At 72.7% G+C, this 19,396-nt stretch carries 22 protein-coding genes, 1 tRNA gene and 1 pseudogene; 12 read left to right on the top strand and 12 right to left on the bottom strand.

Annotated elements, in window-relative coordinates; translation table 11 throughout:
- Positions 1–43: 43 nt before the first annotated feature.
- The 6 genes from ACEN8D_RS08225 to ACEN8D_RS08200 form a co-directional block, all read right to left on the bottom strand.
- Positions 44–289, bottom strand: a complete 246-nt coding sequence (locus ACEN8D_RS08225; RefSeq protein WP_413398522.1) for a hypothetical protein — start codon at positions 287–289, stop codon at positions 44–46.
- A gap of 118 nt (positions 290–407) precedes the next feature.
- A complete protein-coding gene (locus ACEN8D_RS08220) occupies positions 408–1,070 on the bottom strand; it encodes a methyltransferase domain-containing protein (RefSeq protein WP_309778497.1) in 663 nt (220 codons plus the stop codon).
- The gene (locus tag ACEN8D_RS08215; protein ID WP_413398519.1) at positions 1,067–1,699 is read right to left on the bottom strand and encodes a TIGR04282 family arsenosugar biosynthesis glycosyltransferase; all 633 of its coding nucleotides are present in this window, start codon (positions 1,697–1,699) and stop codon (positions 1,067–1,069) included. Before ACEN8D_RS08215 ends, ACEN8D_RS08220 begins: the two co-directional genes overlap by 4 nt.
- Entirely contained in the window at positions 1,696–2,442 is a 747-nt protein-coding gene (locus tag ACEN8D_RS08210) for a glycosyltransferase family 2 protein (protein WP_413398518.1), read from the bottom strand. Before ACEN8D_RS08210 ends, ACEN8D_RS08215 begins: the two co-directional genes overlap by 4 nt.
- 346 nt (positions 2,443–2,788) lie before the next feature.
- Positions 2,789–3,859, bottom strand: a complete 1,071-nt coding sequence (locus tag ACEN8D_RS08205; RefSeq protein WP_495601224.1) for an NAD-dependent epimerase/dehydratase family protein — start codon at positions 3,857–3,859, stop codon at positions 2,789–2,791.
- Entirely contained in the window at positions 3,856–4,755 is a 900-nt protein-coding gene (locus ACEN8D_RS08200) for an MTAP family purine nucleoside phosphorylase (protein ID WP_413399213.1), read from the bottom strand. The genes ACEN8D_RS08205 and ACEN8D_RS08200 overlap by 4 nt, the downstream gene beginning before the upstream one ends.
- Before the next feature lie 119 nt (positions 4,756–4,874).
- On the opposite strand from ACEN8D_RS08200, the gene ACEN8D_RS08195 reads away from it, so the two are divergent.
- The 8 genes and pseudogenes from ACEN8D_RS08195 (at position 4,875) to ACEN8D_RS08160 (ending at position 10,667) form a co-directional block, all read left to right on the top strand.
- A complete protein-coding gene (locus ACEN8D_RS08195) occupies positions 4,875–6,104 on the top strand; it encodes a molybdopterin molybdotransferase MoeA (RefSeq protein ID WP_413399212.1) in 1,230 nt (409 codons plus the stop codon).
- Positions 6,101–6,592, top strand: coding sequence for a cyclic pyranopterin monophosphate synthase MoaC (gene moaC, locus ACEN8D_RS08190; RefSeq protein ID WP_413399210.1), 492 nt, complete (start codon positions 6,101–6,103; stop codon positions 6,590–6,592). The genes ACEN8D_RS08195 and moaC overlap by 4 nt, the downstream gene beginning before the upstream one ends.
- Entirely contained in the window at positions 6,589–7,098 is a 510-nt protein-coding gene (locus ACEN8D_RS08185; RefSeq protein WP_413399209.1) for a MogA/MoaB family molybdenum cofactor biosynthesis protein, read from the top strand. The genes moaC and ACEN8D_RS08185 overlap by 4 nt, the downstream gene beginning before the upstream one ends.
- Positions 7,095–7,538, top strand: coding sequence for a molybdenum cofactor biosynthesis protein MoaE (locus ACEN8D_RS08180; protein WP_413399208.1), 444 nt, complete (start codon positions 7,095–7,097; stop codon positions 7,536–7,538). The genes ACEN8D_RS08185 and ACEN8D_RS08180 overlap by 4 nt, the downstream gene beginning before the upstream one ends.
- Positions 7,539–7,572: 34 nt before the next feature.
- Positions 7,573–8,217, top strand: coding sequence for a hypothetical protein (locus ACEN8D_RS08175; RefSeq protein ID WP_413399207.1), 645 nt, complete (start codon positions 7,573–7,575; stop codon positions 8,215–8,217).
- A 22-nt stretch (positions 8,218–8,239) separates the two neighbouring features.
- Positions 8,240–8,638, top strand: a complete 399-nt coding sequence (locus tag ACEN8D_RS08170) for a PLDc N-terminal domain-containing protein (RefSeq protein ID WP_070416948.1) — start codon at positions 8,240–8,242, stop codon at positions 8,636–8,638.
- Positions 8,639–8,795: 157 nt separating this feature from the next.
- Positions 8,796–9,264: pseudogene (locus ACEN8D_RS08165) on the top strand (ATP-binding cassette domain-containing protein); the annotation flags it as partial.
- Positions 9,265–9,320: 56 nt separating this feature from the next.
- Positions 9,321–10,667, top strand: coding sequence for an ABC-F family ATP-binding cassette domain-containing protein (locus ACEN8D_RS08160; protein ID WP_413461488.1), 1,347 nt, complete (start codon positions 9,321–9,323; stop codon positions 10,665–10,667).
- A gap of 16 nt (positions 10,668–10,683) precedes the next feature.
- On the opposite strand, the gene ACEN8D_RS08155 is transcribed toward ACEN8D_RS08160, so the two are convergent.
- From ACEN8D_RS08155 to ACEN8D_RS08140, 4 genes are all read right to left on the bottom strand, one after another.
- Positions 10,684–11,262: a hypothetical protein gene (locus tag ACEN8D_RS08155; RefSeq protein ID WP_413398651.1), complete on the bottom strand. Its 579-nt coding sequence runs from the start codon at positions 11,260–11,262 to the stop codon at positions 10,684–10,686.
- A 109-nt stretch (positions 11,263–11,371) separates the two neighbouring features.
- Complete coding sequence (locus tag ACEN8D_RS08150; RefSeq protein ID WP_413398650.1) at positions 11,372–11,809, bottom strand: VOC family protein; 438 nt, start codon at positions 11,807–11,809, stop codon at positions 11,372–11,374.
- Positions 11,810–11,819: 10 nt separating this feature from the next.
- Positions 11,820–13,145 (bottom strand): D-alanyl-D-alanine carboxypeptidase/D-alanyl-D-alanine endopeptidase, encoded by a 1,326-nt coding sequence (gene dacB, locus ACEN8D_RS08145; RefSeq protein WP_413398649.1) that lies wholly within the window; start codon positions 13,143–13,145, stop codon positions 11,820–11,822.
- Between the two features lie 102 nt (positions 13,146–13,247).
- Positions 13,248–13,742, bottom strand: coding sequence for a MarR family winged helix-turn-helix transcriptional regulator (locus ACEN8D_RS08140; protein WP_070416944.1), 495 nt, complete (start codon positions 13,740–13,742; stop codon positions 13,248–13,250).
- 80 nt (positions 13,743–13,822) lie between these two features.
- Here ACEN8D_RS08140 and ACEN8D_RS08135 point away from each other — a divergent pair.
- Positions 13,823–13,894: transfer RNA gene (locus ACEN8D_RS08135), tRNA-Gln, on the top strand.
- 31 nt (positions 13,895–13,925) lie between these two features.
- On the opposite strand, the gene ACEN8D_RS08130 is transcribed toward ACEN8D_RS08135, so the two are convergent.
- A complete protein-coding gene (locus ACEN8D_RS08130; RefSeq protein WP_413398647.1) occupies positions 13,926–16,157 on the bottom strand; it encodes a helix-turn-helix domain-containing protein in 2,232 nt (743 codons plus the stop codon).
- A 146-nt stretch (positions 16,158–16,303) separates the two neighbouring features.
- Here ACEN8D_RS08130 and ACEN8D_RS08125 point away from each other — a divergent pair, with 146 nt between their 5' ends.
- From ACEN8D_RS08125 to ACEN8D_RS08115, 3 genes are all read left to right on the top strand, one after another.
- A complete protein-coding gene (locus ACEN8D_RS08125; protein WP_309778712.1) occupies positions 16,304–17,029 on the top strand; it encodes an alpha/beta hydrolase in 726 nt (241 codons plus the stop codon).
- A 50-nt stretch (positions 17,030–17,079) separates the two neighbouring features.
- Positions 17,080–17,916, top strand: a complete 837-nt coding sequence (locus tag ACEN8D_RS08120; protein ID WP_309778714.1) for an alpha/beta fold hydrolase — start codon at positions 17,080–17,082, stop codon at positions 17,914–17,916.
- A gap of 197 nt (positions 17,917–18,113) precedes the next feature.
- Positions 18,114–18,461: a DUF4234 domain-containing protein gene (locus ACEN8D_RS08115; RefSeq protein WP_413398646.1), complete on the top strand. Its 348-nt coding sequence runs from the start codon at positions 18,114–18,116 to the stop codon at positions 18,459–18,461.
- Between the two features lie 120 nt (positions 18,462–18,581).
- Here the strand turns inward: ACEN8D_RS08115 and ACEN8D_RS08110 are convergent, their stop codons facing one another.
- The gene (locus ACEN8D_RS08110) at positions 18,582–19,346 is read right to left on the bottom strand and encodes a carboxymuconolactone decarboxylase family protein (RefSeq protein ID WP_413398645.1); all 765 of its coding nucleotides are present in this window, start codon (positions 19,344–19,346) and stop codon (positions 18,582–18,584) included.
- Between the last annotated feature and the right edge of the window lie 50 nt (positions 19,347–19,396).

The following is a 19,396-nucleotide window of genomic DNA, read 5'->3' as shown; positions in this document are numbered from 1 at the left end:
GGGACACCCCGGGTGAACGACCGCTCGCGGTACGGGGACGGCGTCAGGCCGTGCGGAACGAGCCCGTCGCGGTCCGCAGCGAACCGGTGGCCGTGCGCGTCGAGGACGTCGCGGTACCAGGCCGAGGGGACTGCGTGTCGACGAAGCGGCCGAGCGCGCGACCGATCCCGGTTCCGGTGTAGGTGCCGATCGGTCGCCAGGCGGCGTCCACCGCGTAGGCGCCGAGCTCGTCACGGTTCTCGAGGCCGGTCACGTACGCGCCGCCCAGGGGGTTCTGACGGTTCTGCATGGATGCTCCTCGTCGTCGTGCCGAGGGTCGTCGGTCACCGGGCCGGCGACCGCGACGCCGTCGGCTTGATGACCACCACACTACCTCCTTCTTTTGCATGACACAAAAGAAGGATTGCTCAGGCGAGCAGCTCGCAGAAGGTCCGGCCCTCGGCGGTCCAGCTCTGCTTCGCCACCAGGCCGACCGTCTCGGCGTGGTCGAGCAGGGCGTCGACGCCCACCTCGGCCCACGGGAAGCCCGCGCTCTGGTGGCCGTCGGCGTCCACCACGCGGGCGGTGTACACCCGGTCGGCGGTGCGGTCGACGTGGGTCTCGACGACCACGCGGCCGCCGACGCGCACGATCTCGCGGCACCGGGCGAGCAGGGCCGCCGGGTCGCCGCCGATGCCGATGTTCCCGTCGATCACGAGCGCCGTGTCCCAGTGCCCCTCGTCGGGGACGGTGTCGAAGACCGAGCCCTGGATCGCCGTCCCGCCGGAGCGTCGGGCGATCGCCACGGCGTCGGCGGAGACGTCCACGCCGAGCGACGGGATGCCGAGGGTGCGCGCGGCGACGAGCATCCGCCCCGGCCCGCAGCCGATGTCGATCACCGGCCCGTCCGCACCGTCGAGGAGCGACCGGTCGATGCGGTCCGCCGCGGCGCTCCAGCGGCCGACGTCGAGCGTGACCGCCCGGTCCGGTCGGGAGGTGTCCGTCAGCCGGATGCGACCGTCGGTGCGGAGTGCACGCGCGTACGGTTCGCCACCGCCGGCCCCGAAGGAGACGGGTGCTTCCATGGTCATCGGAGTGCCCCCGTGGTCTCGGTCTGCAGTGCGGCGGCGAACGCGGAGCCTGGCACGAGATCGGCGACGCGCTCGGCATCCGGCACGGTGTCGACGTCGAGCAGGACCCCGAGGGTGCCCGCGTCGAGGCCGGCGTCGGTCAGACGTGCGAACTGGACCGCACCGGTGTCGTCCTGCGACATCGGCACGCCGCGGAGCAGGTCGCCGTCCGGGTCGCGCAGGTAGAGGGACCAGAAGCCGCCGTCCTCGGCCGGGCCGAACCAGGCGTCGCGCTGCGGCTCGTCGAACACCGGTGCGACGTCGGCCGGCCCGAACTGCGGCGTGTCCATGCCGACGAGCAGCGTCGGGCCGTCGACGGCGTCGAACAGTGCACCGAGCCGCTCGTCGAGGCCGCCCGTGGTCTGGTGGATGACGTCGAAGCCCTCGGCGCCGGTCGGCAGCACCGTGCCGTCGTAGAACAGCACCCGTCGGGCGGCGGGCAGCGCACGGACGGTCGCCAGCGTGTCCGCGAGGCTCGCGGCGGCGACCCGTGCGGCACCCTCGGGGCTGAGCGCCGGTGTCAGGCGGGTCTTGACCCGGCCGGGCAGGCACTCCTTCGCGACCACCGCGACGGTGATGTCGGTCGTCATGAGTGGACCTCCTCGGAGTGGGTGGGACCGGCCACGTGGCGGACCGGAGCGGGTGCGACGACGGTGGGTCGCGCCTCCCGTCGGTACTCGCGCAGCAGACGCGACATGTCCTTGACGGCGTTGACGGTGCCGCGGAGCGTGCCGGTGACCTTGCTGTCACCGATGCGCTGCGCGTACCCGATGTCGGACTCGTCGACGCGCCACCCGGCGGCGTGCGCCGCGAGGACCATCTCGAGCGGGTAGCCGCTGCGGCGGTCCCGCAGGTCGAGGGAGACCAGGTCCGCGCGGCGCATCACGCGCATCGGGCCGAGGTCGCGCAGCCGGTACCCGGTCGCGCGACGCATGAGGACCGCGAGCACGCGGTTGGCGAACCGGGCGTGCGGTGCCCAGGCGCCGGGCGTGGTCGGCACGCGGCGTCCGAGGGCGAGGTCGGCGTGTCCCGTGGCCACGCGGGCGACGAGCGGGACGAGCTCGGCCGGGTCCATCGAGGCGTCGGCGTCGCAGAAGGCGACGTACTCGGCCGTGGCGGCGGCGACCCCGGCGGCGCAGGCTGAGCCGAAGCCCTTCACCGGTTCGGTCACGACGAGGGCGCCGTGGGCCCGGGCGACGTCGGCGGAGCCGTCGGTCGAGCCGTTGTCGACGACGATCGCGCGGTAGCCGCGCGGGAGTCGGCCCAGGACCTCGGGGAGGGCATCGGCCTCGTCGAGACAGGGGAGGATGACGTCGACGTTCATGTCGCCCATTCGGTGCGGAGCGTCGGAACGACTGGTGTCGGCTCCCGCCGCGCGCGTCGGCGGGGCGGGGCGGTCGGTCTCGTGGGCCGGCTGTCGTTCCATGCCTACGACACAACACGTGATGAGCGGTCGGGGTACAGGATCGGCGTCCCCCGATGGACGTTCCGCGCACTCGCGGTGGCGGGTCACCCCTGATCGGGGGACACGCAGGTGGGGCGTCCGGCGGACGCGCTACGCGGTGGAGGTGCCGGCCTGGAGGCGCGGTGCCGGTCTTGCGGACCGGCACCGCGCCTCCAGGCGGTCGCGCTCCTGCCCGCTGGCCCGCGTGCCTGCCCGCGGCCGCGCCCGGTGCGGCCTACTGCACCGCGGCGCGCAGCGGCGCCGTCGCGAACTCCCGCATGCCGCGCTCGAATTCGACCTCGGCACGCCACCCGAGCTCGGCGGCGATCCGGTCCGACGACGCCGTCACGTGCCGGACGTCCCCGAGGCGGTACTCGCCCGTGACGACCGGTCGCGGCCCCTCGGGACCGGCGATCGCGGCCGCCATCTCGCCGATGGTGTGCACGACGCCGGAGCCGACGTTGTACGCACGGAAGGTCTCCGCCGGGAGCTCCGCCGTCGCGGCGATCGACGCCGCGTTCGCGCCGGCGACGTCGTCGACGTGCACGAAGTCGCGACGCTGGCGGCCGTCCTCGAAGACGCGGGGGGCCTCGCCGCGGGCGAGCGCCGAGCGGAACAGCGAGGCGACCCCGGCGTACGGCGTGTTCGCGGGCATGCCCGGCCCGTAGACGTTGTGGTACCGCAGGGCGATCGCGCGGCCTCCGGTGGCGCGCGCCCACGACGACGCGAGGTGCTCCTGCGCGACCTTCGTCTGCGCGTACACGTTGCGGGGGTCGAGCGCGGCGGACTCGTCGATCAGGCCGGGCAGGAGCGGCGTGCCGTCCGGCCCGATCGGGTCGAACTCACCGGCGTCGAGGTCGGCGCGGCGACGGGCGGGCGGGCGCACGGGCTCGCCGGCGGCGGTGGTGTACGCCCCCTCGCCGTAGACGACCATCGAGCTCGCGACCACGAGCCGGCCGATGCCGTGGCGGTCCATGCCGGCGAGGACGTGGGCCGTGCCCGCGTCGTTCGTCGAGACGTAGTCCGGGGCGTCCTGGAAGTCGACGCCGAGGCCGACCTTGGCGGCCTGGTGGCACACCACGTCCACGCCGTCGAGGGCTGCGTCGAGGGCGACCCGGTCGCGGACGTCGCCGTGCACGAACTCGATGCCCTGCTGCTGGTGGGCGGTGACGACCTCGGCGGGGTCGCCGTGCACGTCGTCGCGGAGGGAGTCGAGCACGCGCACCTCGTGGCCCTCGGCCCGGGCGCGGCGGACGATGGCGGAGCCGATGAAGCCGGCGCCGCCGGTGACGAGCAGGCGGGTCACGCGGTGGCTCCCGTGGTCGCTGCTGCGGGCCGTGCACTCGTCATGGCGCTCGCGCTCGCCTCGGCCGGGACGAGCTCGCGCGGGGTGTAGTCGTCCGGGATCGCCGCCACGATCGAGCCGATCGCGCGGACGATCACCTCGTTCGCGCGGGCCAGACGCTCCATCACCATGCCGTGCGTGACCGGGGCCTCGCCGGTTCCGGCGGCTGCCTGCGCTGCCGCCTCGGCCTCGGACGGGGCCAGGCCGGCGTCGGCGTCGGTCACGAACGAGAGGTTCACCGTCCCGATGCCGAGCTCGGCCGCGAGGGGCACCTCCGGCGTCATCGTCATGTTGATCGTGTGGCCGCCGGCCTCGCGCATCCAGATGGACTCCGCACGCGTCGAGAACCGCGGCCCCTGGATCACCACGCACGTGCCCGTCGGGCGGAACGGCACGTCGAGGCGCTCGATCGCACCGATCGCGACGCGTCGGAGCACCGGGTCGAACGGGTCCGCGAAGGAGAGGTGCTGCACGGCGTCCTCGAAGAACGTGTCCGCGCGGCCCCACGTGCGGTCGATGAGCTGGTCGGTCACGACGAAGGTCCCCGGGGCGTAGTCGGGGTGCAGCCCGCCGACGGCGCTCGACGACACCACGGCGCGGACCCCGAGCGACCGCAGCGCCCACAGGTTCGCGCGGTGGTTGATGCGGTGCGGGGCGACGGAGTGCGCGCGGCCGTGCCGGGTGAGGAACGCGACGCGCTTGCCGGCCATCGTGCCGATGCTGATCGGGCTCGACGTGGCGCCGAACGGGGTGTCGACGTCGACCTCGTCCGCGGTGCCGGGTTCGAACAGCTCGTAGAGGCCCGAACCGCCGATCACCCCGATGCGCGTCTCGTCCACAGCCCCGGTCGTGGTCACGTCGTTCTCCACAGGTCCTCCGAATGGTCCTCGGCGCGTTCTGCGCGCTCGTTACGCTACTGGGACCGCCCCCGGCCGGACCGGGAGCGGGCACACTTCTCACCTGTTCGGAGGCGCACGTGCGAACGATCGGTCAGCACCGCGACGAGATCGCGGCCCTGGTCGCGCCGGTCCTGTCCGCCAGGCGCTCCGCGGTCCCGGAGGCACGGGACATCGACGACCTCGCCACCGGTGCCGGCGGCGGACGGGGGCACCGCGTGCTCGCACGTGCCGTCGTCGCACCCGTGCCGCTCCCGCCGTTCGACAACAGCCAGATGGACGGCTTCGCCGTCCGTGCCGCCGACGCCGGTCGCGTGCTGCGGGTGGTCGCCCCGATCCCGGCGGGGACGATGCCACCGGCGCTGGACCCCGGGACCGCTGCGCCGATCATGACGGGGGCGCGCATCCCGTTCGGCGCCGACGCGGTGTTCCCGGTCGAGGCCACCGATCCCGGGGCGTTCCCCGCGGCGCTGGCCCTCTCCGAGATCAGGGTGCCGGACGACCTCGCCCCCGGGACCTTCGTCCGGGCGACGGGCACCGACCTGCCGAGCGGGGGCGAGCTGGCTCCTGCCGGTGCTGCCGTGACCCCCGCGGTGCTCGGGACGCTCACCGCGGCCGGGGTCTCGACGGTCGACGTCGTCCGGCAGCTCCGGGTCCTCGTCGTGTCCACCGGCTCCGAACTCCAGGGCGCCGGTGACGCCACGATCGGCGACGCCAACGGGATCGCACTGCGGGCGGCGCTCGCCGAGGTCGGGGTGGTCTCGCGGTCGGTGCGGGTGCCGGACGACGAGACGACGTTCGTCGCGGCCCTCGACGATGCGGTGGGGGACTGGGCCGACCTCGTGCTCACCACGGGTGGCATCAGCGCCGGGGCGTACGAGGTCGTGCGGCAGGCCCTCGAGCCGCGGGGTCTCGCCGTCACCCCCGTCGCGATGCAGCCCGGTGGCCCGCAGGCGTTCGGCACCGTCGAACTCGCCGGGCGTCCGGTCCCCGTGGTGTCCTTCCCCGGCAACCCCGTGTCGGCGCTCGTCTCGTTCGAGGTCTTCCTCCGCCCGCTCCTGGCGGCGGACGCCGGGATCCCCGACGACCGCGTCGCCGTGGTGCTGCCCGCTGCGGACACCGCGACCTCGCCGGAGGGCAAGCACCAGGTCCGGCGCGGCCGGGTCGAGGACGGCCGCGTGCACTTCGTCGGGGGCCCCAGCTCGCACCTGCTCGCGCACTACGCCACCGCCACGCACCTCGTCCACGTCCCGATCGGCACCGCCACGGTGGCGCCCGGTGACCCGCTGACCGTCTGGAGTCTCCGTTGACCGAACCAGTACCCGCCGCCGACGAACTCTCGCACGTCCGCGCCGACGGCACCGCCCACATGGTCGACGTCTCCGAGAAGGACGTCACCGCGCGGTCCGCCACCGCGACCGCGACCCTCGTCACCCGCCCCGACGTCGTCGCCCGCATCCTCGACGGCTCGCTGCCGAAGGGCGAGGTGATCGGCACCGCCCGCATCGCCGCGATCATGGCGGTGAAGAAGACCTCCGACCTCATCCCGCTCTGCCACCCGCTCCCGATCGCCGGGGTCGAGGTCGACATCACCGGCGACGACGACCGCGTCCTCGTCGAGGTGTCCGTGCGGACGACCTCACGGACCGGCGTCGAGATGGAAGCGCTGACCGGCGCGAGCGTCGCGGCCCTGACCGTGTACGACATGGTGAAGGCCGTCGACCGCACGGCCACGATCACGGACGTCCGGGTGCTCGAGAAGCACGGCGGACGCTCGGGGGACTGGAGCAACCGATGACCTCGCAGCCGACGAAGGGCCGGGCGGCCGTCGTGGTGGTGTCGACCCAGGCGTCCGTCGACCCCGCGCTCGACCGGACCGGTCCCGTCATCGCGGGCTGGCTCCGAGAGCGAGCCTTCACCGTGGCCGAGCCGGTCATCGTGCCCGACGGCGGCCCGATCGCCGAGACGGTCTCCGCCGAACTCCTGTCGGACGCCCGGGTCGTGATCACCACGGGCGGGACCGGCGTCACCCCGACCGACCGCACGCCCGAGGCGATCGCACCGCTCATCGACCTCGAGCTCCCCGGCATCACGGAGGAGATCCGGCGCCGCGGACTCGCCGGAGCAGGACCGACCGCGCTGCTCAGTCGTGGCATCGCGGGGATCGCCGGCGGCACCCTGATCGTCACGCTCCCCGGGTCCCGCGGTGGTGTCGCCGACGGACTCGCGGTCCTCGACGGCCTGCTCGACCATGTCCTCGCCCAGGTCTCGGGCGAGGGCCACGCCCAGCGGAGCGCCTCGTGACGGACGCTGCGACGGCCAGCGACCGGGTCGTGGTGGCCGACGTCGTGGACCGCTCGATCACCGTCGACGAGGTCTCGGCCGTCGTCGCCACCGACCAGGACGGCGCCGTCGTCACCTTCGCCGGGGTCGTCCGCGACCACGACGGCGGCAAGGGCGTGACCGCGCTCGAGTACGAACGGCACCCGAGCGCCGGCGAGGTCATCGCCGAGGTGGCCCGGACCATCGCCGACGCCCACCCCGAGGTCCGCATCGCCGTGCTGCACCGCGTGGGCGCGCTCGGCATCGGGGATATGGCGCTTGCCGCAGCCGTGTCGTCCCCGCACCGGGCCGAGGCGTTCGCTGCCTGCGGTGCGCTCGTCGACCTCGTGAAGGAGCGGGTGCCGATCTGGAAGCACCAGCGCTTCACCGACGGCTCCGACGAGTGGGTCGCCGCCCTCTGACACATCCTCAGTCGATCTGGTTGCATCGGGGGCGATGACCGACACCGCAGCACGGGCCGCGTCCCGGTGGGCGCTGGCCGAGGAACGCGCACGGCTCGTGCTCGATGCGCAGCCGCCGCGCCGCCTGCCCATCGCCACGCTGACCGTCGCGTTCGCAGCAGCGGTCCTCGCGCTGGTCGCCGCTGCACTCGTGTTCACACCGGACTCAGACGGACGCTGGGTGGCGGCGACCATCGGGGTCGGCGTCGGCTTCGCGGTCGTCATCCTCGACTCGAGCCGGACGTTCCGATCGAGCCGACACCCCGAGCGACTCCCCGTGACCCGGTCGTTGTCCGGCCGTGAGCGGCACGCCGTCGACCGGGCGATCCGGGGACGTGTGGACGCTCCCGACGAACGGCGGGACGTGGTGCGCGCGACCGCGGTGCAGTCGAGCAGCGGCCGCGCCCTGCTGTCCACCGGCGGCGGGCTCGTCCTCCTGACCTCGCTCGCGGTCTCGAACATTCTCTTCTGGCCGCTCTACCTCGCCGCCGCGATCGCCGCCGCCGTCGCGGTCGGGTTCGGGTTCCGCGACGTCGTCGTCGCGCGTCGGTACCTCGCCGGCGACCCTGTGGATCCCCGCAGCGGACCGTTGCCGGATCGCAACCGCGCCACGCGTTCGGGGCGTAGCGCCGGTTCCTAGCCGATCCATAGAATCCGAGACCATGAGCGTGCTGTTGTACGGGGCCGGCGTGGTCCTGCTGGTCTTCGCCCTGATCGACATCCTGACGAAGACCGACGACCAGATCCGTGGGCTCCCGAAGTTCGCCTGGGTGCTCCTCGTGGTCCTCGTCCCCGTCGTCGGCAGCATCGTCTGGTTCGCCGTCGGACACGACTGGGCGCCGGGCGAGCGGAACCACGGCCGGTACCTCGAGCCGGCTCGCCACGAAGACCGGTACGCCACGCTCGGCGATGCCCGCAACGCCCACGGCGACAAGCGGGTGAGCGGCACGGAGCAGGAGCTCGCCGAGCTCGAGCGCGAGATCGAGTACTGGGAGGCGCAGGCGCGCCTCAAGCGAGCGAAGGAAGCCGCAGGCGAGGGCGAGCCGACCACCGGGACCTGACCCGCGCCTCCCGACCCGCGCCGCACCCCTGACGTACGCCCCATGCGAGGTCCCGCCCGCCGTGCGACCCGCAGCCCGTCCCACGGAGCCAGGAACCTCGCACCTTGCGGAACGCCCCCCGCACCGACCACCCGGCCACGCCGCCTACCCTTGACGGGTGGCTCATCTCCTCGGCGCCGAGAACCTGCATCTCGAGTTCCCCACCAAGGTCGTCTTCGACAACGTCACCCTCGGCATCGACGAGGGCGACCGCATCGGCGTCGTCGGCCGGAACGGCGACGGCAAGTCGACCCTCCTCGCCCTGCTGTCCCAGCGCCTCGAACCGGACGGCGGCCGCGTCACGCACCGCCGCGGCCTGACCGTCGGGTACCTCGACCAGCGCGACATCCTGCCCGCGGGAGAGACGGTCGGCACCGTCGTCGTGGGCGACCTCGCCGAGCACGAGTGGGCCGGCGACCCGAAGATCCGCGACATCATCGGCGGCCTCGTGTCGGACATCCCGTGGGACGTGTCGGTGGACGAGCTGAGCGGTGGCCAGCGCCGCCGTGTCGCCCTCGCGCGCCTGCTCGTCGGCGACTGGGACGTCCTCTTCCTCGACGAGCCCACGAACCACCTCGACGTCGAGGGCATCCAGTGGCTCGCCGAGCACATCAACCGCCGGTGGTCCGCGAACCAGGGCGGAATGGTGGTCGTGACGCACGACCGGTGGTTCCTCGACGCGGTGTCGACCGACACGTGGGAGGTCCACGACGGCGTCGTCGACCCGTTCGAGGGCGGCTACGCGGCGTACATCCTCCAGCGCGTCGAGCGTGACCGGCAGGCCGCCGCGAGCGAGCAGCGTCGGCAGAACCTGGCCCGCAAGGAGCTCGCATGGCTCCGGCGCGGCGCCCCGGCCCGCACGAGCAAGCCGAAGTTCCGGATCGACGCGGCGAACGCCCTCATCGACGACGTGCCGCCGATCCGCGACACGGTCGCCCTCGCGAAGACCGCGACCGCGCGCCTCGGCAAGGACGTCGTCGACCTGCTCGACGTCAGCGTCTCGTTCGACGGCACCGAGATCCTCGACCGCATCGAGTGGCGGATCGCGCCGGGGGAACGCACCGGCATCCTCGGCCCGAACGGCGCCGGCAAGTCGACCCTGCTCAGCCTCGTGTCCGGGCGCCTGCAGCCCACGAGCGGCCGCGTCAAGACCGGCAAGACCGTGCAGGTCGCCGTCCTCGACCAGCAGCTCGCCGACCTCGCGCAGTTCGCCGACGACCGCGTCCGCGAGGTCGTCGCCCGCAAGAAGACGAGCTACGTCGCCGACGGCAAGGAGATGACGCCGTCCCAGCTGCTCGAGCGGCTGGGCTTCACCTCGGCGCAGCTCTCCACGCCGGTGAAGGACCTCAGCGGTGGCCAGAAGCGCCGCCTGCAGCTCATGCTCATCCTGCTCGACGAGCCGAACGTGCTGATCCTCGACGAGCCCACGAACGACCTCGACACCGACATGCTCGCCGCCATGGAGGACCTGCTCGACACCTGGCCCGGCACCCTCCTCGTCGTGAGCCACGACCGGTACCTGCTCGAGCGCGTGACCGACCAGCAGTACGCCGTGCTCGGCGGGCACCTGCGGCACCTGCCGGGCGGCGTCGACGAGTACATGCGGCTCCGTGCGGCCGGCACCGGTGGCGGGACCGCGTCAGCGGCTGCCGCCGCGTCTGCCGGGAGGCCCGACACGGCTGGCGGGACCGGCTCGGCCGGCGCCGTGGCCGGGTCCAGTGCACCGGCCGGTCCCGGCGCGTCGGCTGCGGCCGCCTCGGGCTTGTCGGGCGCGGAGCGTCGGACGGCCGAGAAGGAGATGTCGGCGCTCGACCGCAAGATCGCGAAGGTCGGTGCCGACCGGAAGCAGCTGCTCGACCAGTTCGCGACGCACGACCAGTCGGACTACGCGGGTCTCGGGGAGCTGCAGTCTCGCCTGGCCGCTCTGGAATCCGAGGTCGAGCAGCTCGAAGAGCGCTGGCTCGAGGTCGCGGAGCAGCTCGGGGTGTAGCGGGGTTCGGCCTGGGTCAGGTGTCGTCGCCGAACCGGGGCCCGCAGCCGATCGCCGCTCCGGCGTTCTCGTCGCCGACACCGATGGTGAACGACTGGTCGAGCGTGCGGGTGCTCGTCGTCCAGAGTGGGCCGGTCGTGGTGGCCGTGAACCTTCGGACGTGCCCGGCGCTCGCTCCGTCCCGCACGACCATGCGCCCGCCGAAGTCGAGAGTCCCGTGTGGCGGCACCGTGACACCGTCGCCGAGAGGGACCGTCTGGCCCCACTCGCGCGGCACCTCGGGATCGTCCGTGACGAAGAGTCCACTGCTGGCCGTACCGGGGTGCGGCACGACCGCGAGGTGCGACACTTTGGTGTCCTCGACGTCCGAGATCGTGACGTCACGGACACGGATGCTCCGGCCCGATTCGTTCGAGAACTCCACCATGAACCAGGCGGCGGCCGTCGGTGCGCCGTCGGGGTAGGACCCGCACGCGGCACCCCACCCGGGCTCGGACCGCAGGGTGTTCCCGGGTGCCGTGGCCACACCGAGCCCGACCGCGAGGACCACCGCCCCGATCGCACTCGCCCCGATGACCGCTCGCCCGATGTCCATGTCCTCACCGTAGGGGAGGTGGCGGTCCGGACGCGGCCCCCGTTCGTGGTAGGCGGTGCTGCGTTCGCACAGCAGAAGCCGTGCCGGACCGCGCCCGCTCGGAGCGCGATCACGCCGGTGTGGCGTCCTGAGGCGCGATGCCGCCGGGGTTCGCGACGACCTCCCACAGGTGCCCGTCGGGGTCCTGGAAGAAGCCGGACCACATGCCCCACGGCCGCGTGTACGGCGGCGCGAGCATCGTCGCACCGGCGGCCCGCGCGCGGTCGAGGAACGCCTCGGCGTCGGCCTGGCTGTCCACGAAGTGCCCGATCGTGCTGCTCGGCGCGGTGGCCAGGACGGTCCCGGAGTCCTCGGCCATGTCGTCGCGGCCGTACACGCTGACGATGAGTCCGTCGTCGAGCGTGAACATCGCCGTGGTGCCGCCCGCCTCGGTGTCGGTCGCGGGGTACTCGGTTCCGATCACCCCGCTGCCGTCGATCCCGAGCAGGGCGCGGTAGAACTCCGCCGAGCGTGCGACGTCGGCGACGGCCAGGGTGATCGCGTGCATGGGCCGGAGGCTACCCTCGCAGTGCCGGAGCGTATCCGCCGCACCGCCACAACGCCGCTGCCAGGGCGTCGATCTCCTTCCGGGCAACGGGGTCGCTCGTGCCCTCGGCGAAGACCGTGAACACGACGCGGTCCCCGCCGACCTCGTCGGTCACCCCGGTCAGGCCGTACATGTCGTCGAGCGTCCCGGTCTTGCCCCGGACGTGCCCGCGGGCGTCCACTGCGGCACCGGTGAAGCGGCCGTCGTCGCCGAGCGTTCCCGTCCGTCCCGCGACCGCGAGCCCGGCGTCGACCGGACCGAGGCCGTCCTGCTTCGAAGCGACGGCGCGCATCAGCGTGGTGAGCGCCGAAGCGGGTACCCGGTTGTCGGGGCTGAGGCCCGAGCCGTCGACGAGGCGCAGGCCTCCGGTCGGCACCCCGTAGCGCACCAGGGCCTTCGTGCTCCCGGCCTGCACGGCGTCGAAGGAGCGGCCGGCGCCCTCGGCGATGGCGACGTGGCGGGCGAGCACCTCGGCGAGGGTGTCGTCGGAGTCCGTGAGCAGCATCCCGACCAGTTCCGACACCGTCGCCGACTGCACGGTCCCGAGCACCTGCGCGCCGGACGGCGCCGGCACCGAGGTCGTGTCCACCCGGACGTCCGGCCCGAGGAGTGCCGCGAACGCCGTCGCAGCGCGCGCGACCGCCCCGGCGCTCCGCAGCGAGTACGACTCGGTCGGGTCGTCGCGGTCTCCGTCGACCATGAGCGACGTGATGTTCGAGACGCTGCCGCTGGTCCGGGCGCTCTCCGACCAGCTCGGGTGCCACGCCGGCCCGTCGAACAGGCTGGTGTCGGCCTGCACCGAGGTCACCGGCCGCCCTGCACGAGCCTCGAGCACCTGCCGCGCCAGGTCGTCGAGGTGCGGTGCGTGCGGGTAGACGCTGTCCTGACCGGACGGCAGTCGGCTCAGGGTCGGGTCACCGCCGCCGACCAGCACGACCGCGCCCGGATCGGTGCCCGCGACGACCCGGGTCGTGAACCGGTGGTCGGGTCCCAGCGCGGACACCGCCGCGGCTGCCGTGACGACCTTCATCGTGCTGCCGGTCTGCGTCGGCTCGTCACCCCGGTGCGTCAGGACCGTCTTCCCCGTCCGGGCAGATCGCGCGTCGAGGAACAGCGTACCGTGGTGCCAGCGGGCGGCGAGGTCGTCCGCGGTGCAGAGCTCGCCCGCCGCCTTCGCCTGGCGCTGCGCACCGATGGCCGAGGTCGTGGCCGTGATGCCCGCCGCCAGCAGCAGGAGCACCAGCACGAAGAGCAGGGTGGAGCGGCGGCGACGGATGAGGGCGCGGAGTCTGGGCACGTCGATCATCGTGGCCGGAGCCGGCTTCGTCGCACATCGACCCGACGACCGAAGCCCGGCCCGTGGACTCGGCCGAACGGATGAAGCCGCTCGGCGGTCGGATCAGTCGCCGAGCCCGAGGATGAGTCGTCGGAGCAACCCCGACAGCTGGTCCTGCTCGGTGTCGGACACCCCGGCGAGGATGGCCCGCTCGGCGGCCAGCAGGTCCGCGATCGCGGCGTCGACCGCTGCGCGCCCGTCGGCGGTCAACGACACGAGGATGCCCCGGCCGTCCTTCGGGTCGGTGCGACGCGCGACGAGCCCTCGGGCAGCCAGCCGGTCCACCCGGTTCGTCATCGTGCCGCTCGACACCAGCGTCTGCTGGAGGAGCGTCTTCGGGCTCAGCTCGTACGGCTCACCCGCCCGCCGCAGTGCCGACAGGACGTCGAACTCCCACGGCTCGACATCGCTCGCGTCGAACGCCGCCCGTCGTGCACGGTCGAGGTGTCGGGCGAGCCGGTCGACGCGGGACAGGACCTCGAGCGGGCCGAAGTCCAGGTCGGCGCGCTCGCGACCCCACGCCGCGACGATGCGGTCGACCTCGTCCTCCTGCGGCATCCCACCATCTTGGCGGAAGCAGGGGCTGCACGGCCAGCCGCCGCGGTCGTGGGAGGATGGACGGGCGCCTCCGTGCGCGTTCCGCCTTGGTGTAATGGCAGCACGACGGCCTTTGGTGCCGTTAGGTCCGGGTTCGAATCCTGGAGGCGGAGCCCGGCCGGCCTCGGTACGAGGCCGCGTTCCTCACGGCGACCCAGGGATCCCCAAGCCGGACCGGAGCTTCTCGATCTCCGCGAACAGCGCGAGCAGGCGGTGCTCGGTCGCGATCTCGTCGGCGACCGCGAGGTGGTGCCGGGCGTCGTCGAGCTCACCGGTCAGGTGCAGCGCGTTGGCGAGTTCGAGGTGTGCCCGGGAGACGCCGTCGGCGAACTGCGCCGCCGTCGCCTCCGCGATCACGCCGGGCATGACCTCCAGTGCGTACGCCGGCTGCCCGTCGCGGTTCAGGACCTTCGCGAGGAGGGTCCTCGTGTGCACGCCGGTCACGAGGACGAGGTTCGGCGGGAGCGAGCCGCTCCGGCGTTCGAGGAGGCTGAGGACCTGCTCGTAGTGCTCCGCCGCGCCGGCGAGGTCGCCGGCGTGCATCAGGAAGTTCGCCACCATCGCGAGGACCTGGGTGATGCCCTCCTGGTCGCCGGCGAGGGTGAGGTGCTCCATGGCGCGGCTCGCCTCGCGTAGCGCGGCGTCGTGGTCGAGGAGGCGTCCCAGCGTCCAGGCCAGGTAGAACGACGCCCATCCCCGTTCCCTGTCGTCCTGGGTCCGTTCGGCAGCGGCGACGGCGCTCCGAGCAGACCGCAGCGCGGTGTCGAACTCCCCCTGGGTGAGGTGGAGCCAGGTCGCGTAGCCGTGGTGCACCGCGATGTCCCGGTCCGTGCCGGAGCGTGTAGCAGCGTCGGCCGACGTGAGGAACAGGATCCGCCACAGGTCCCACGCGGGCCAGGTGTCGGAGAACCAGTGCAGGGCCTCGGCGACGTCGAGGACGAGCTGGTCCTCGCCGAGCGCGTACGCCTGCGTCACGGCGCTCGCCCACTGCGGACCCTCGATGCGCAGCCAAGCCCGTGCATCGTCGGCGGAGGCGAAGTGGCGTCCGGGAGCCTCGGGGTCCGGGGCCCGGTCCGGTTCGAACCAGAGCCCGGCGTTCTGCGCGGTGGTGAGCACCCAGTGGCGGAGCGCTCGTCGCTGCCGCTCGCTGGAGGACTCGTCGCGTCGCGAGAGTGCCGCGGCGAACAGTCGGACCAGGTCGTGCAGGTGGTAGCGGTTCCCGCCACGTGCCTCGACGAGCCCGAGGTCGGTGAGTTCGTCGAGGCGCTCGGCGGTCTCGTCGACGTCGGCACCCGCGGCGGCCGCGGCGAGGTGCGCGTCGAAGGTGGCGCCGTCGATGAGCGCGAGGCTGCGGAACAGCTGCTGTGAAGCGGCGTCGGTGTGGCCGTAGGAGAGGGTCAGGGCCGGTTCGACGGCGAGGTCCCCGGCGACGAGGGCACGGAGGGGATCCCGTCGGGCGGCCATCGTGTCCAAGAAGTCCCGCACGGTCGACCGGGGCTGCGCGGCGATGCGGTTGGCGGCGATCCGTAATGCCAGCGGGAGGTCGCCGCACGCGACCGCCAGGGCGTCGGCGTCGGCGTCGGTGCGTTGCGACGCGGGCACGATCCGCCCGATCAGCTGCACGCTCTCCGCCCGTTCGAGTGGTTCGAGCGTGATGCGTCGCACGTTGACGAGACCGGCGAGGCTCCTGCGGGAGGTGACGATGACCACGATGTTCGTCGCGGCGAGCACAGGGCGGACCTGGTCCTCGTTCGCGGCGTTGTCGAGGACGACGGCGACCCGCCGGCCGCCGGTGATCCGTCGCCACTCGGCGATCGCTTCGTCGAGGGTCGAGATGTCGCGGATCTCGGAGGTCTGGGCGATGAGCGACTGGAGCACGCCGAGCGGTGACAGCGGCAGGGAGTTCATGCCGTTCAGGTCGACGAAGGCGCGTGTGCCGTCGTCCCACTCGTGCCGGCTCAGGGCTTCGAGGGCGAGGGTCGTCTTGCCGACACCGGCGGGCCCGCAGATCACGAGGATGGGCGCAGCGAGGTCGGTGTCGGTGCGATCGAGGAACGCGGCGACGTCCCGCAGCACGTCGGGTCGGCCGGTGAAGTCCGTCACCAGGGCCGGCGCGAGCATCGCGGAGCGGGGCGAGCCCTCGGTCGCGATGCGGGGCAGGCGCGCCAGACGCAGCATCGCCTGCTGCTCGTGGTCGGGGAGGCCGAGGGCGTCGAGGAGCGCCGTCAGGGTCCGTCGTTGCGGTGCGACGCTGATGCCGCGCTCGATGTTGCTGATGGTCCGGTCGCTGATGCCGGACGCGTTCGCGAGCCCTTCCAACGTGAGGTCCGCCATGAGCCGGTGGCGGCGCAGCTGCACACCGAGCGGGTCACTCATCGAGCAGCTCGTTCCACACGTGGTTTCTTCATGCTTTCTTCCTGGTGTCGGGGCACCCGGTGGCCCTTGTATGAGGGGGAACTTCATGGTGCCTGACCGTCCGATCAGAAGCGATAGGACCGCACCATCGGGAAGGGGAGCAACGCATGCCAACGCCCACCATCATCCTCGTGCACGGCGCATTCGCCGACTCGGCCAGCTGGGCCCCGGTCACCCGGGAGCTCCTCGACCGCGGCCACACCGTGCTCGTCCCGCCGGTGTACAACCGCAGCCTCGCGGAGGACGCTGCGTCCGTCCGCGCCGTCGCCGAGGCGGTCGACGGCCCCGTCGTCCTCGCCGGGCACTCCTACGGCGGAGCGGTCGTCACCGTCGCCGGAGCCGCCGAGAACGTCGTCGGACTCGTCTTCGTCTCCGGCTACGTCCTCGAGGAAGGGGAGAGCCTCGGGCAGTTGCAGGGCGGCTTCCCGGACTCCGACCTCGCCGCGAACCTCGTGTACACGCCGTACCCGATCGCCGGCGCGGAGGACGGCACCGACGTGTCCGTCAAGATCGACGCGTTCCCCTCCGTCTTCGCGGAAGGGGTCGACCCGAAGACGGCAGCGGTCCTCGCCGTGTCGCAGCGTCCGCTGACCGGCGCCGCGTTCGGGGAACCGGCATCGGTGGCGTCGTGGAAGACCACGCCTGGCTGGGGCATCGTCTCGGCGGAGGACCACACCATCAACCCCGACGTCGAACGCTTCGGCTACGAGCGCGCGGGGCTGCGGGGCGTCGTCGAGCTGCCCGCTCCGCACCTGGTGATGCACACCCACCCGGGAGACGTCGCCGACGTCATCGAGACCGCCGTCCGCGAGACCGGCAGCGACCGCGACTGACCACCGACCGCAGACCACCACCACACCAGAACGACCACAGGGAGACCACCATGGGATACGTGACCACCGACGACGGTGCAGAGATCTACTTCAAGGACTGGGGGAGCCGCGACGCGCAGCCGATCGTGTTCCACCACGGCTGGCCGCTGTCCTCGGACGACTGGGACGCGCAGATGCTGTACTTCCTGGCCGAGGGCTACCGCGTCATCGCCAGCGACCGCCGCGGCCACGGACGCTCGTCGCAGATCGGCACCGGCCACGACATGGACCACTACGCGAGCGACGTCTCCGCCGTGGTCGAACACCTCGACCTGCACGACGCGATCCACATCGGCCACTCGACCGGCGGCGGCCAGGTCGCCCGGTACGTCGCGCAGTACGGCCAGCCGCAGGGCCGGGTCGCCAAGGCCGTCCTCGTCGCGGCGGTGCCGCCGCTCATGGTCAAGACCGAGGCGAACCCCGACGGCACCGACATCTCGGTCTTCGACGGGTTCCGCGAGGCGCTCGCCGCCAACCGTGCCGAGTTCTTCCAGGCCGTCGCCTCCGGCCCGTTCTACGGCTTCAACCGTGACGGTGCGACGCCGTCGGAGCCGGTCATCGCGAACTGGTGGCGTCAGGGCATGACGGGCAGCGCGCTCGCGCACTACGAGGGCATCAAGGCGTTCTCGGAGACCGACCAGACGGAGGACCTCAAGGCCATCACCGTCCCCGTCCTCGTCCTGCAGGGCGACGACGACCAGGTCGTGCCGTACCGGGACGCGTCGCTGAAGCAGGCGGAGCTCCTCAGCGACGCCACGCTCAAGATCTACGAGGGGTACCCGCACGGCATGCTGACGACCCACGCCGACGTCGTCAACCCGGACATCCTCGCGTTCCTCCGGAGCTGAGAGCACCGACGCTGCGGACGCAGCGTCCCGGACTGGAGGCGCGGTGCGGGTGAGCTGATCGGCTCACCCGCACCGCGCCTCCAGTCCGTGGCGGCTCCCGAGACACCGACACATGCACGAACTGCGAGCGCTCGCGAGGCGACGACCCATGAACTGGGGCAAGAGCGCTGGCGAAGTCAGCCCCTACGTTGTCGAACATGACTCACGATCCTGTTCTGAAGCGCCGCTCCGCACTGGCCGTCTTCTTCCTGCCGATCATCACCTTCGGCATCTACTCCATCGTCTGGTGTGCCAAGACCCGCGGGGAGGTCAACCAGGCCGGCGCCCGCGCGATGACGACCTGGTGGATCCTCTGCCCGTTCGGGGTGTTCTGGTACTACTGGTCGCTCGCGAAGGGCATCTCGCACGTCACGGGCCTCGGCACGGGCGGCAACTACGCGCTCCTGTTGCTGCTCGGCAACCTCGGCTCGGCCATCGTGCAGGCTCGCGTCAACGGGCAGGCGCGACAGGTGTTCGCTGCCCCGGCGGCAGCGGCTGTGGCCTGAATCCGTCTCGTTCGCATGAGCAGGAGCTGGGCCGCGGCGGCGGGTTGAGGCGCGCGGCTGACGGACTCACTGGAGGCGCGGTGCAAGCCAGCACCGCGCCTCCAGTCCGTCACCGGTCCGTCACCGGTCCGTCGCGGGGGCCGCGTCGTCGACGACCGCGAGGCCGTTCAGGGTGCGGGGGTACCCGATGAACGGCACCAGGACGGTGAGCACGTCGAGCAGGTCCCGGCGGTGGTTGTCGACGGCGAGGTTGCCGGCGACGTGCCCGCGGACCTGCGCGTCGGCGCCACCGAGCGCGACGAGCATCGCGAAGGTGACGAGCTCGCGGGTCCGGAGGTCCAGCCCGCCGCGGGCCACCGTGTCGCCGAAGCAGTTGCCGGAGAGGAACCGCTGGAAGTGCACCGTGTCGGGCGACGCGGCGTCGTACATGTGGTCGACCCGGTCGGTGCCGACGATCCGTCCCTGCACCTCGCGCCCGCGGGCCAGTCGCGTCTCGGGGTCGGTCGTGCGCTGATCAGGAAGGGGGAGCGCGACGCCGCGGGCGACGAGTGCGTCGTCGGTGATCGTGAGGAAGTCGACGGTGCGGGCGAAGCCGACGTAGGCGACGGCCTGGTACACGACCTCCTTCGCCTCGACGGGGGTGACCTCGTTCGCGAGCGCGGCTCCGAGGAGGACCGCGAACTCGGTGTGCGCACCGACGGCGATCGACGCGCCGAGCTGGACGAGGAGCCGGTCGTGCCGGGTGATCGCGACGTCGCGCAGGCTCTCGTCGAAGGCGAAGTCGGCGAAGGACGCCGCGAACCCCGGGTCCGTCTCGGCGAGGGTCGAGGTGTGGTCCGGGAAGAGCTGGGCGTGCTCGCGCTGGGCTGCTGGGTTCGCTGGCATTCCCTCGACGCTAGGTCGACGGCGGCCGCTGTGGGAGGGGACGCTGGGAC

Source organism: Curtobacterium sp. Curtsp22, from assembly GCF_059492135.1.
Note: the sequence above shows the minus strand (reverse complement) of the source record. Positions and strands in the feature narration are given on the sequence as shown.